Here is a 12,197-nt window from a genome sequence, read left to right as displayed (position 1 = left end):
GCCGGCGCCGCGGCGGGGCGAGGGTGAAACCCTGGGCCCGAAGCGCAACGGGACCGCCGTCCGTGCTGTCTAATTTGATGTGAAGAAAAAGGTATTGGATGAACGGGAGGGGAAAAGCCGGATGGCGTGTCCGGCCCGACGGTGACGGCCCGCGAGCCCGGGCTTTCGCTTCTCTCAGCCGAGCCCTATGCAAATCCATGACATCCCTTTGATGGTCCTTTCCGAACGCCAGGAGAATCGTGTCGGCGGCCCGGAAGCGCCCGACGCACCGCCACCGGGGGCGCCCGGCGACCGGGGGAGCGGCAAGTGGCCCGCCGATCCGATCCTGGGGGAGGCCATGGCGCGGATCCGGGGCCTGGCGGAAGACGAGCTTGCTCGGGGCGGGGAGCCCAAGGCGGCGACGTATTACGACGTGCTGGCCACGCGGCTCGAGAACGAGGTGGCCCGGGTGATGCTGCACAGCCGCCTGGCGCCGGGGGCGGACGCCGCCTGGAAGGCGGTGCTAGCGGAGCTCATCCAGGGCATCGATGCGCTGGCGGGCAAGGGGCCGCCCGCCGAACGGCAGGCGGGCCTCCGGCACGTGCTGCGCGGGGTGGAGGTATACGAAGCCCGTTTCGAGCACCCCGCCTGGCGCTCCGACGACCCTGAAGGCCCTCGCCAACCGGAGCGGGATCGAGTATAAATCGCGGCTCCGTCCCGCGGAGCGCGCGTGACCGCCGCCATCCTCGCCGTCTTCGTCTTTGTGTACCTGGGCATGATCCTGGGCGGGCTGCCCTTCTTGCAGCTCGATCGCACCGGGATCGCCCTGCTCGGGGCGATCGCCCTGATGGCCCTGGAGGCGGTGAGCCTCGAGGAGGCGTGGGCGGCGGTGCACGTGCCTACCCTGATCCTGCTCTTCGCCTTCATGGTCATTTCCGCCCAGCTCCGGCTCGGCGGCTTCTACACCTTCGTCACCCGGCGCTTGACCGCGCTGCCCCTTTCGCCGCCGGCGCTGCTTGCCCTGCTGATCGTGACGGTGGCGGTGCTTTCTGCCGTGTTCAGCAACGACATTGTCTGCCTGGCGGTGGCGCCGGTGCTGATCGATGCCTGCCGCGAGCGGCGCCTGGATTCCGTCCCTTACCTGCTGGCGCTGGCCTGCAGCGCCAACATCGGCTCGGCCGCCACCCTGATCGGCAATCCCCAGAACATGTTGATCGGCGAGCGGCTGGAGCTGTCCTTCGCCGGCTACCTGCGGGATGCGGCCCTGCCGGTCGGCGCGGGGCTCGCCATCACCTGGGCCGTCATCGCCCTCGCCACCCGGGGGCGGTGGGGGCAGGCGGCGCCCCCGGCGCGCTCCGGCGAGCGGCGGGAAGAGGGGCACCCGACCTTCAACCCCTGGCAGGCGATCAAGGGGCTCTCGGTGGCGGCCTTCCTGTTCGCCGCGTTTCTCCTCACCCCGTGGCCGCGGGAGCTACTCGCCCTGGGCGGCGCAGGGCTGCTCCTCATGAGCCGCAGGCTCCACTCTCGCCACATGCTGGGGCTGGTGGATTGGCAATTGCTGGTGCTGTTCATCGGCCTCTTCGTGGTGAACCACGCCCTGGAAAAGACCGGCCTGCCGGCCGAGCTGGTGGCGGAGCTGGCCCGGGAGGGAATCGACCTGCGATCCCCCATGCCCCTTTTCTTCACCACCTTCGTGCTCAGCAATCTCGTTTCCAACGTGCCCGCGGTGATGCTGCTGCTGCCGCTAGCCTCCCATCCCATGGCCGGGACGCTCCTGGCCCTGGCCAGCACCCTGGCGGGCAACCTGCTGATCGTGGGCAGCATCGCCAACATCATCGTGGTGGAGGCCGCCGCCCGCCACGGCATCGTGATCGACTGGCGGCGCCACGCGAAGGTGGGGGTGCCCGTGACCCTGCTTTCCCTGGTCTGCGCGGGCGCCACCCTGGCGTGGTGGGGCGGGGGATAGGCCCTGGGGGCCTCCAGGCTGCCGGCACGGGCCGTTTTCCGGGTGTTCCAGGTCAACGGCTAGCCGGGGCCGGGCGTTAAAAATCACTTAAAAAAGTCCATCAGACAAATCCGCTGGAGGGGCTCACATGAAGACGGTTGTTAAGCGCAGCCTCGGGGCAGCGCTTGCCGGGCTGGGAATCGTGGGGATGTGGGGGAATGGCGTGTCTTTCGCCGATACGGCCGTGGTGCTCAATTCCCGGGACGGCACTGTGAGCCTGGTCGACATGGGCGCGCTGAAGGAATCTACCCGTCTGTACGTGGGCAAGGAACCTCACCACCTGATCCGGGCGCTGGCGGGGCCCGACATCCTGATCGCCAACGCGGCCGGCAACGACCTGGTGCTGCTGGACGCCCGGCGCCGGGAGATCCGCGCCCGCATCCCTGGGGTGAGTGATCCCTACCACCTGGCCTATAGCCCCGATCAACGCTGGTTGGTGATCAACTCCCTGCGCCTTGACCAGGTGGATCTGTACGAGGCATCTACCCTTAAGCTGGTCAAGCGCCTGGCCCTGGGCAAGATGCCGAGCCACCTGGCCTATACTCGGGATTCGTCCCTGGTGTTCGTCACGCTCCAGGGCGAGAACCGGCTCGCCGCCATCGATCTCGTTACCCAGACGGTCAAATGGAAACATCCGGTGGGGGAAGCGCCCGCCGGGGTATGGATGACGCCGGACGAGCGCTACCTACTGGTGGGCATGACCGGCGCGGACTATCTGGAGGTGATCGACTGGCGCAAACCCGCCACGGTGGCGCGCATCCCGACCGGGAAAGGGGCGCATAACTTTCTGGCGCTTCCCGGAGGAAAAAGGGTGCTTGTCTCCAACCGCATCTCCAATACCGTGTCGGTTGTAGACGTGGATCGGCTCGCCGTGGTGGAGCAGATTCCCGTCCCCGGGGGCCCGGACTGCATGGAGCTCACCCGGGACGGAAAGCAGTTGTGGGTTACCTCCCGCTGGGCAGCCAGGGTGTCGGTGATCGACATGGAAACCCGCAACCTCATCAAGCAGATCCCCGTGGGCCGTTCGCCCCACGGCATCTTGCTCGCTTACGCTGCTTCCAGCGAGTAGCCGCGGGTGAGGGTGAAGGTGCGGCTTTTGCTGTGCGTCCTGGGCCTCGCCTTGGCGGGCGCGGTGGAGGCCCGGTGCGTAAAGCCCCTCTATCTCACCTTTGACACCGGCAATATGCGCCACGCGGAGCTGATCGCTCAAACCCTTGACAAGCACGGCGTGCGCGTCACCTTCTTCCTGGCCAACGAAAAGACGTTTCGCGGCGATTACGCGCTGGATCCTTCCTGGGCGGACTACTGGCGGGCCCGGGAGGCCGAGGGCCATGCCTTTGGCAGCCATACCTGGCGCCACTGGTATTTCCGCCGGGACGTGGGCGAAGGGCAAGTCGCTTACGTAAGCGGAGACGGAGCGCATAAGGAAGCCCTCGACAGGGAGGGAGTGTGCAGGGAGATTTCCCGGGTGGACCAGGTCTTCAGGGCCATGACGGGCCGGGGGCTCGATCCCTTGTGGCGGGCGCCGGGGGGGCGCACCACTCCCAGGACGTTGGAATATGCGAAAGCCTGTGGTTTCCGGCACGTGGGCTGGAGTCCAGCGGGCTTCCTGGGGGACGAACTGCCTTCCGACCGCTATTCCAATCAGGCGTTGCTCGACAAGGCTCTCGCCGGGGTGCGGGCGGGCGATGTCCTCATGATGCACCTCGGCATATGGTCCCGACGCGAGCCCTTCGCCCCCATGCTCGATCCCCTGCTGGCAGGGTTGAAAGCGCGCGGGTTCTGCTTCGAGACGCTGGATTAGCCCCATGGAAGCGCTGCTCTCCGATCTCCAAGGCTTCCTTTTCCAGCAGTGGGTGCTGCCGCTGCTTTACGCCTCGGGTCTCGCCGAGTACGCAGAGAGCGCTTTCGACGCGCTGGAGAGTGTGCTCCTTGGCGCAGCCCAGGTCCTGGTTGCCTTCGCCCTGTTCGCTCCGCTGGAGCGGTGGCGGCCGGTGGAGCGGTGGACGGACCGGCGGGAAGCTCGGGTGGACGTGACCTACACCCTGCTCCAGCGGCTCGGGCTAGTGCCCCTGTTCCTGTTTCTGGTGCTGACGCCTTTATTTCAGGCATTGGAAGCGTGGCTGCGGCTACGGGGATTCACGCCCCTGGAACTGGAAGCCCTGATCCCACCTCTCGCGGCCCATCCGTTCCTGGACTTCTTCGTCTATCTCCTGGTCCTGGACTTCGCCGATTACTGGATGCACCGGCTGCAACATCGAGTAGGGGCTTGGTGGGCGCTGCACGCCCTGCACCACAGCCAGCGGCAGATGACCTTCTGGACCGACGACCGTAACCACCTACTGGACGACGCGCTGCGCTACAGCGGTTTCACCGCGGTGGCCCTCGCCGTCGGTGTGCCGCCCGACGCCTTCCCCTGGCTCCTGGTCGTCATCGCCCTGGTGCAGAGCCTGTCCCACGCCAACGTGCGACTTTCCTTCGGTCCGATCGGCGACCGGCTCCTGGTAAGCCCGCGCTACCACCGTATCCACCACGCCATAGGCCTTGGCCACGAAGGTCCCGCCCGCGGCTGCAATTTCGCTGCCCTGTTCCCGGTGTGGGATCTGCTCTTCGGTACGGCTTGCTTCGCGCCGGTCTACCCCGCCACCGGGGTGAGGGACCAGCTTGTGGGGCGGGATTACGGACACGGGTTCTGGCACCAGCAGTGGCTGGGACTCAAGCGCCTCGGCCGGGCGCTGCGGCCGCTTCGCCCGGGAAACTGAAGCGAGAAGGCGCCGGGACGATCGGCGCCCCGGTTCAGCTCAGGTATCATATCGTTTTGCGCGCTCTCGCTTCCTGCAGCGGTGATCGCGCCGACCCGGCATGAGAACCCTCAACATCATCGGTTGCGGCAAAGTGGGCCGGACCCTAGCCCGGTTGTGGAGCGAAGCCCACATCTTTCGCGTGCAAGAGGTGGCGAACCGCACCGAGGAGAGCGCCGAGGGGGCGGTCAACTTCATCGGCGCGGGGCGGGCCGCGGCTTCGGTGGAAACCATGAGCCCCGCCGATCTGTGGCTGGTGGCCACCACCGACGGCGCCATCGTGCCGGCCTGCCGCCGGCTCGCCCAGGCCAGGAAGCTCCGGCCCGGGGACATCGTGTTCCACCCCAGCGGATCGCTGCCCTCATCCGAGTGCGCGTTCCTGCGGGAGCAGGGCGCGGCGGTAGCGAGCGTCCATCCGGTCAAGACCGTGCCCGATCCAAAGGCGGCGGTGGCCACCTTTGCCGGCACCTATTGCGCCATGGAGGGGGACGCGGCGGCCCTTTCGGTGCTGCGCCCGGCCTTCGAAGCGATCGGCGGGCGGGTGTTCCACGTGGAGACGACCTACAAGGTCATCTATCACGCGGCGAGCGTGTTCGCTTGCAACTATCTCACCGCGCTGATGGAGGTGGCCCTCTCCTGCTACGAGAAAGCGGGCCTGCCCCGGGAGCAGGCCCTCAAGGTGGCCGAGCCCCTTACCCGGGAGACGGTGGAAAACCTCTTCCGGCTGGGGCCGGTGGAGGCCTTGACCGGACCCGTCGCCCGGGGCGACGTTGCCACCGTGGAACGGCAGTTGCAGGCGCTTGCCTCCTGGAGAGGGGAGATGGCCGAGCTATACCGCCGCCTGGGCGCCGTGGCCGTCACCCTGGCGGAGCGCAAGGGCGTGGCGGGGCCTGCGGCCCTGGCCCGGCTGCGGGAGGTGCTGGACACCCCCTGCGGCAACGGATCCGCCGGTATGGAAAGGAAATGAGTTGAAGGCATGACGATCCTGGGGCTTAATCACTTCACCGTCCTCACCGATGACCTGGAGGCCACCCGCCGGTTCTATGCCGAGGTGCTAGGCTTGACCGAAGGCGAACGGCCCCCTTTCGGCTTTCCCGGCGCTTGGTTCTATTGCGACGGCCGGCCGGTGCTCCACGTGATCGCCGGCCGCGGGCTGCCCGCGCAGCGCTCGGGGGTCATCGATCACATGGCCTTCACGGCGACGGACCTGAAGCAATGGAAGGCGAAGCTGGAACGCTACGGCATCCCTTTTGACCTGCGCCTGCAGCCGGGGACCGGCGTGTGGCAGATGTTTTTTCTCGACCCCAACGGCGCCAAGGTGGAGCTGGACTTCGGCGAGGAGTCCGGGCAAGCCCCGGCGGGAGTTCTTTGATGGCTGAAGGCGCGCGCGACATTCCCGTAAAGGTCGGTGGGCCGGGGCAGGCGCCCCAGGACGAGGGACTCGCCCGGGGGAGCATCGCCCGCCTCGCCATCCTGAGGGAGCTACTGCGCTTCATCGGGCCTTACAAGGGGCGCGCCGCCTGCGCCACGGTGGCCCTGGTGGTGGCGGCCAGCGCCTTCCTGGTGGTGGGGCAGGGGCTCAAGCAGGTCATCGACCGGGGCTTCGTCGGCGACGACCCCAGCGCCCTCAACTACGCCCTGGCGCTGCTCCTGGTCGTGGTGGTGGTCATGGCGGCCGCCACCTACGTGCGCTACTACCTCGTCTCCTGGATCGGCGAGCGGGTGATCGCCGACCTGCGGCGCAAGGTGTATTCCCATCTGCTCACCCTCTCCCCGGGCTTCTACGAGTCCACCCGCACGGGGGAGATGATCTCGCGCCTCACCGCCGACACGGCCATGCTGGAGACGGTGATCGGCACCAGCGTCTCCATGGCCCTGCGCAACACCCTGATGGGCCTCGGCGCCCTGGTGATGCTGGCCGCCACGAGCTGGAAGCTCACCGCCCTGGTGCTCCTGGGCGTGCCGGTCGTGGTGGGGCCCATCGTGCTCTTCGGCCGCAAGGTGCGCCAGCTTTCCCGGGCGAGCCAAGACCGGGTGGCGGACTTGGGCGCCCACATCGACGAGTCCCTGCACGAAATCCGTACCGTGCAGGCCTACGGCCACGAGGCCGAGGACCGGCGCCGCTTCGAGGAGCGGCTGGAGGCGGCCTTCGCCGCCGCCGTACGCCGCATCCGGGCCCGCGCGCTCCTCATCGCTGCTGTGATCGTGCTGGTGATGGGGGCCATCGGCGTGATCCTGTGGATCGGCGGCCACGACGTGCTGGCGGGACGGCTCACTGCGGGGGAGCTGTCGGCCTTCGTCTTCTATGCCGCCGTGGTGGCGGGCTCCGCCGGGGCCATCAGCGAGGTGGTCGGCGACCTGCAGCGGGGCGCCGGGGCCTTGGAGCGGCTGATGGAAATCCTCCGCACGGAACCGGAGATCCAGCGGCCGGCGCGGCCGGTGCCCCTGCCCGAGCCGCCGGTGGGGCGGGTGGAGATGGAGCGGGTCACCTTCTTCTATCCGTCGCGGCCGGAGCACCCGGCCCTGTACGACTTCACCCTGCGGGTGGAGCCGGGTAGCCGCCTGGCGCTGGTGGGCCCGTCCGGGGCGGGCAAAACCACGGTGTTCCTGCTGCTCCTGCGCTTCTATGATCCCGCCGCCGGCTCGATCCGCGTGGACGGGGTGGACCTGCGGGCGGCCGATCCGGCGGAGGTGCGCCGGCGGCTCGCCACGGTGCCCCAGGAGCCGGCGATTTTCGCCGCCAGCGTCCTGGAGAACGTGCGCTACGGCCGGCCGGAGGCCACCGACGCCGAGGTGCGGGCGGCGTGCGAGGCGGCCTTCGCCGCGGAGTTCATCGAGCGCCTGCCCCAGGGTTACGAGACCCATTTGGGGGAGCGGGGCGTGCGCCTTTCCGGCGGCCAGCGCCAGCGCATCGCCATCGCCCGGGCGATCCTCGCCGACCGGCCCATCCTGCTGCTGGACGAGGCCACCAGCGCCTTGGATTCGGAGAGCGAGCGCGTGGTGCAGAAGGCCCTCGAGCGCCTGATGCAAGGCCGCACCACCCTCATCATCGCCCACCGGCTCTCCACCGTGCGCAGCGTGGACCGCATCGCGGTGCTGGACCAGGGCCGGCTGGTGGGCATCGGCCGCCACGACGAGCTCCTGCGCTCGAGCCCCCTCTACGCGCGCCTGGCGGAGCTGCAGTTCGGCCTCGCATTCCCGCCCTCGGGCCGCTGACCGCGGCGCAAGGACGGATACGGCGCCGCCGTCCTCCATCGCGGGGTTTGAGCCCGGCGGATTCCATGCTCCGTACGCCCGCTCGCGTCGATGCCTCCCCCGGTCCCGGCAAGGGGGCGCGGGCGAGCGCGCCTCGCCGGCGAGCCCGGTCACAGGGGTCCCGTCATCCTGGCCCGTGGGTGAGCGCCGCCCATTCTTGGTCGGTGTAGAGGCGCGAGCGGGTGATGAAGCGCAGCCCGGTGGCGCTCTCCAGGGAAAACATGCCGCCGTTTCCCGGCACCACGTCGATGATCAGGTGGGTGTGTTCCCAGTACTGGAACTGGGCGCGGCTCATGTAGAACGGCGCTCCGCCGATCTCGCCGAGGAGGACGTCGGAGTCGCCGATCGGGAACTCGCCTTGAGGAAAGCACATGGGGGCGCTGCCGTCGCAGCATCCCCCCGACTGGTGGAACAGGATCGGGCCGTGGGCCCGCTGGAGCCGTTCGATGAGCGCAAGGGCGGCGCCGGTCGCGGAGACGCGGGAGGCCTGGGTCATCGCCGTCGCCTGGCGACCCGGCGCCGGATCCTCAGAAAAAGCCAAGGGGCTTGGGGTCGTAGCTCACTAGGATGCTCTTGGTCTGCTGGTAATGGTCCAGCATCATCTTGTGGGTCTCGCGCCCGATGCCCGACTGCTTGTAGCCGCCGAAGGCGGCGTGGGCGGGATAGAGGTGGTAGCAATTGGTCCATACCCTTCCCGCCTGGATGCCGCGGCCCATCCGGTAGGCTTTTGCGATATCCCGGGTCCAGACGCCGGCGCCCAGCCCGTAGAGGGTGTCGTTGGCGATGGCGAGGGCCTCGTCCTCGTCCTTGAAGGTGGTGACCGACAGCACCGGGCCGAAGATCTCCTCCTGGAAGATGCGCATCTTGTTGTGGCCCCGGAATACGGTGGGTTGGACGTAATAGCCCTGCTTCAAATCGCCTTCCAGGACACTGCGGCCGCCGCCCGCCAACAGCTCCGCTCCCTCCTGTTTCCCCAGGTCGATGTAGGACAGGATTTTCTCCATCTGCTCGCTAGACACCTGGGCGCCGATCATGGTGCCCTTGTCCAGGGGGTTGCCCTGCTTGATGGCGCCGACCCGCTTCAGGGCCCGCTCCATGAACGGGTCGTAGATGGATTCCTGGATCAGCGCCCGGGACGGGCAGGTGCACACCTCGCCCTGGTTGAGGGCGAACATGGCGAAGCCTTCCAGGCACTTGTTCAGAAAAGCGTCGTCGCGCTCCATCACGTCGGCGAAAAAGATGTTCGGGCTCTTGCCGCCCAGCTCCAGGGTGACGGGGATGAGGTTCTGGGAGGCGTACTGCATGATCAAGCGCCCGGTGGTGGTCTCCCCGGTGAAGGCGATCTTGGCGATGCGGGGACTTGAGGCCAAGGGCTTGCCCGCTTCCAGCCCGAAGCCGTTTACCACGTTCACGACACCCGGCGGCAGGAGGTCGCCCACCAGTTCTATCAGCACTAGGATCGAAGCGGGAGTCTGCTCCGCGGGCTTCAGCACCACGCAGTTGCCGGCCGCCAGGGCGGGGGCGAGCTTCCACGCCGCCATCAGGATGGGGAAGTTCCACGGAATGATTTGCCCCACCACGCCCAGGGGTTCGTGGAAATGGTAGGCGATGGTCTGGGAGTCGATTTCGCTTACGCCGCCTTCCTGGGCGCGGATGCAGCCGGCGAAGTAGCGGAAATGGTCGATGGCTAGGGGGATGTCTGCGGCCAGCGTTTCCCGGATGGGCTTCCCGTTGTCGATGGTCTCGGCCACCGCGAGCCGCTCCAGGTTCTGCTCCATGAGCTCAGCGACGCGATAGAGGAGGATGGCCCGCTCGGCCGGCGAAGTGCGGCCCCAGGCGTCCTTGGCCCCATGGGCGGCGTCCAGGGCGTCGTGGACGTCTGCCTCCCGGGAGCGCGGCACTTCGCAGAAAGGCTGCCCGGTGATGGGGGTGATGTCGGGAAAATATTCCCCGCCCCGCGGCTCCACCCACCGGCCGTTGATGTAGTTTCCGTAGCGGGTCTTGAAGGGATTGCTCACCCCGAGGGTTTGCAGGTCGAACAGATTCATCCTTGCCTCCAGTCGAGCGTCGTTGACCGCATCTTCCATCGAGCGATCGGTCGCCATTTCCAGCAAGGAGCGTTCCAGCCAGATAAGGTACGGTCGCGCTAGGGCGGGTGCCTCGAGGGGACCCTCGTCTTGCGCTCCAATTTGCAACAACTGTTTTGTCCTGTGGCAGAGGAGCCCTGGGCGGCGACTTCCCCGAAAAGGGATCTATCCCTGCGGCATGCCGCCAATGGGCGTGGGTGGCACGCGAATTGCCAACGCCCGGGCGGGAGAGGGCCTGGCAAAGGGGCCCCATCGTGCGGGAGTGACAGGAAAGGAGATCGAAGAATGGCGAAGGGCTGGAAAAGGATCGTCGTCGCAGGCGTCGGGGGCGCCATCTTGGCGGGCATGGCGGTCACCGTCCAGGCAAGGGGGGTGACCGACGAGGACATCCTGGACGACGCGAAAACGCCGGGGGACATCGTGTCGGCCGGCATGGGGCCGTGGGCCCAGCGCTACAGCCCGCTGGTCCAGATCAACACGGAGACGGTGAAAGACCTGGTGCCGGTCTGGGCCTTTTCCTTCGGCGGAGAGAAGCAGCGGGGCCAGGAGGCGACGCCCCTCATCCATGACGGAAAGATCTTCGTCACCGCGTCCTACTCCCGCCTCTTTGCCCTGGACGCGCGCACCGGCAAGAAGTTGTGGAAGTACGAGCATCGGCTTCCCGACGGCATCATGCCCTGTTGCGACGTGGTGAACCGGGGGGCCGCGCTCTACGACAACCTGGTCATCTTCGGCACCCTGGACGCCCAGCTCCTGGCCCTGGACCGGGACACGGGCAAGGTGGTGTGGAAAGAAAAGCTGGCGGACTATCAAGCGGGGTACTCCTACACGGCAGCGCCCTTGATCGTGAAGGGCATGGTGGTGACCGGCGTCTCGGGGGGCGAGTTTGGCGTAGTGGGGCGGGTGGACGCCCGCGACGCCAGGACCGGCCGGCTGATCTGGACCCGCCCCGTGTGCGAAGGCCACATGGGTTACCTCAACGGCAAGGAGAACGGGATCACCGGATCCCCGAATGCCACCTGGCCGGGGGATCTGTGGAAGACCTGCGGCGCCGCCACCTGGAACAACTTCACCTACGACCCGGAGACCAACCTGATCTACGCCGGCACCGGCAACCCGGCGCCCTGGAACAGTTGGGTGCGTCCCGGGGACAACCTCTATTCCGCCGCCACCGTGGCCATCGACGCCGATACGGGCAAGATCGTCTGGCACTACCAGAGCACGCCCCACGACGGGTGGGATTTCGACGGAGTGAATGAGTTCGTGCCCTTCGACCTGAAGATGCACGGAAAGCTCGTCAAGGCGGGGGGCAAGGCCGACCGCAACGGCTTCTTCTACGTGAACGACCGGGTGACGGGAAAGCTCATCAAGGCTTTTCCCTTCGTGAGCAAGATCACCTGGGCCAAGGGCATCGACGAAAAGAGCGGGCGGCCCCTTTACGTCCCCGACAACCGCCCCGGCAACCCGGCGCACAGCGCTGGCGGCAAGAAGGGCCAGGTAGTCTATAGCTGCCCTTCATTCCTGGGCGGCAAGAACCAGCAGCCCATGGCCTACAGCCCGGATACCGGCCTATTTTACGTGCCGGCCAACGAGTGGTGCATGGACATCTGGAACGAGCCCATCGCCTACAAGAAGGGCGCGGCCTTTCTCGGCGCCGGCTTCACCATTAAGCCCCTCTATGACGATTATATCGGCGCGCTACGAGCGGTGGACCCGGCAAGCGGAAAAATCTTGTGGGAGTACCGGAACAACGCACCCCTCTGGGGAGGAGTGCTGGCGACCGGCGGCGGCCTGGTATTCGCCGGGACGCCCGAGGGCTATCTGAAGGCCTTCGACGCCAAGACCGGGAAGGAGCTTTGGGCCTTCCAGACCGGCTCCGGAGTGGTGGCGCCGCCCGTCACCTGGGAGATGGACGGCGAGCAGTACGTCGCCGTGGCTTCCGGCTGGGGCGGCGCGGTGCCCCTGTGGGGCGGAGAAGTGGCCAAGCGGGTTGCCTACCTGGAGCAGGGCGGCATGCTGTGGGTCTTCAAGCTGAAGCGCTAGCCCGAGGAGTCACGAAGCGTGCACGGA

11 protein-coding genes are annotated in these 12,197 nt (G+C 67.5%); 9 read left to right on the top strand and 2 right to left on the bottom strand.

Annotated elements, in window-relative coordinates; all coding sequences use genetic code 11:
* Window positions 1-211 precede the first annotated feature (211 nt).
* The 8 genes from ACTFO6_RS12400 (at window position 212) to ACTFO6_RS12365 (ending at window position 8,001) form a co-directional block, all read left to right on the top strand.
* Window positions 212-682 (top strand): hypothetical protein, encoded by a 471-nt coding sequence (locus ACTFO6_RS12400; RefSeq protein WP_439934761.1) that lies wholly within the window; start codon window positions 212-214, stop codon window positions 680-682.
* Window positions 683-709: 27 nt separating this feature from the next.
* Entirely contained in the window at window positions 710-1,945 is a 1,236-nt protein-coding gene (locus ACTFO6_RS12395; RefSeq protein ID WP_439934760.1) for an anion transporter, read from the top strand.
* 127 nt (window positions 1,946-2,072) lie between these two features.
* Complete coding sequence (locus ACTFO6_RS12390) at window positions 2,073-3,053, top strand: YncE family protein (protein WP_439934759.1); 981 nt, start codon at window positions 2,073-2,075, stop codon at window positions 3,051-3,053.
* Window positions 3,054-3,059: 6 nt separating this feature from the next.
* The gene (locus ACTFO6_RS12385; RefSeq protein ID WP_439934758.1) at window positions 3,060-3,788 is read left to right on the top strand and encodes a polysaccharide deacetylase family protein; all 729 of its coding nucleotides are present in this window, start codon (window positions 3,060-3,062) and stop codon (window positions 3,786-3,788) included.
* A 4-nt stretch (window positions 3,789-3,792) separates the two neighbouring features.
* A complete protein-coding gene (locus ACTFO6_RS12380; protein WP_439934757.1) occupies window positions 3,793-4,746 on the top strand; it encodes a sterol desaturase family protein in 954 nt (317 codons plus the stop codon).
* A 100-nt stretch (window positions 4,747-4,846) separates the two neighbouring features.
* A complete protein-coding gene (locus ACTFO6_RS12375; RefSeq protein ID WP_439934756.1) occupies window positions 4,847-5,752 on the top strand; it encodes a Rossmann-like and DUF2520 domain-containing protein in 906 nt (301 codons plus the stop codon).
* A 9-nt stretch (window positions 5,753-5,761) separates the two neighbouring features.
* Window positions 5,762-6,157: a VOC family protein gene (locus tag ACTFO6_RS12370; RefSeq protein ID WP_439934755.1), complete on the top strand. Its 396-nt coding sequence runs from the start codon at window positions 5,762-5,764 to the stop codon at window positions 6,155-6,157.
* Window positions 6,157-8,001: an ABC transporter transmembrane domain-containing protein gene (locus tag ACTFO6_RS12365; RefSeq protein WP_439934754.1), complete on the top strand. Its 1,845-nt coding sequence runs from the start codon at window positions 6,157-6,159 to the stop codon at window positions 7,999-8,001. Before ACTFO6_RS12370 ends, ACTFO6_RS12365 begins: the two co-directional genes overlap by 1 nt.
* Before the next feature lie 163 nt (window positions 8,002-8,164).
* Here the strand turns inward: ACTFO6_RS12365 and ACTFO6_RS12360 are convergent, their stop codons facing one another.
* Window positions 8,165-8,536, bottom strand: coding sequence for a DUF779 domain-containing protein (locus ACTFO6_RS12360; RefSeq protein WP_439934753.1), 372 nt, complete (start codon window positions 8,534-8,536; stop codon window positions 8,165-8,167).
* Window positions 8,537-8,567: 31 nt separating this feature from the next.
* Window positions 8,568-10,088 carry an aldehyde dehydrogenase gene (adh, locus tag ACTFO6_RS12355; RefSeq protein WP_439934752.1) on the bottom strand — a complete coding sequence of 507 codons (1,521 nt, stop codon included), beginning with the start codon at window positions 10,086-10,088 and terminating at the stop codon, window positions 8,568-8,570.
* 324 nt (window positions 10,089-10,412) lie between these two features.
* On the opposite strand from adh, the gene ACTFO6_RS12350 reads away from it, so the two are divergent.
* The gene (locus ACTFO6_RS12350) at window positions 10,413-12,170 is read left to right on the top strand and encodes a PQQ-dependent methanol/ethanol family dehydrogenase (protein WP_439934751.1); all 1,758 of its coding nucleotides are present in this window, start codon (window positions 10,413-10,415) and stop codon (window positions 12,168-12,170) included.
* Window positions 12,171-12,197 lie beyond the last annotated feature (27 nt).

The organism is Pelomicrobium sp. G1 (assembly GCF_051905455.1).
Classification (GTDB): domain Bacteria; phylum Pseudomonadota; class Gammaproteobacteria; order Burkholderiales; family UBA6910; genus Pelomicrobium.
This window is presented reverse-complemented; position numbering and strand designations above follow the sequence as displayed.

Coding starts and splice junctions, on each gene's coding strand:
- ACTFO6_RS12400 (WP_439934761.1), top strand. CDS start 212: ATGGTCCTTTCCGAACGCCAGGAGAATCGTGTCGGCGGCCCGGAAGCG.
- ACTFO6_RS12390 (WP_439934759.1), top strand. CDS start 2,073: ATGAAGACGGTTGTTAAGCGCAGCCTCGGGGCAGCGCTTGCCGGGCTG.
- ACTFO6_RS12380 (WP_439934757.1), top strand. CDS start 3,793: ATGGAAGCGCTGCTCTCCGATCTCCAAGGCTTCCTTTTCCAGCAGTGG.
- ACTFO6_RS12375 (WP_439934756.1), top strand. CDS start 4,847: ATGAGAACCCTCAACATCATCGGTTGCGGCAAAGTGGGCCGGACCCTA.
- ACTFO6_RS12370 (WP_439934755.1), top strand. CDS start 5,762: ATGACGATCCTGGGGCTTAATCACTTCACCGTCCTCACCGATGACCTG.
- ACTFO6_RS12365 (WP_439934754.1), top strand. CDS start 6,157: ATGGCTGAAGGCGCGCGCGACATTCCCGTAAAGGTCGGTGGGCCGGGG.
- ACTFO6_RS12360 (WP_439934753.1), bottom strand. CDS start 8,536: ATGACCCAGGCCTCCCGCGTCTCCGCGACCGGCGCCGCCCTTGCGCTC.
- adh (WP_439934752.1), bottom strand. CDS start 10,088: ATGAATCTGTTCGACCTGCAAACCCTCGGGGTGAGCAATCCCTTCAAG.
- ACTFO6_RS12350 (WP_439934751.1), top strand. CDS start 10,413: ATGGCGAAGGGCTGGAAAAGGATCGTCGTCGCAGGCGTCGGGGGCGCC.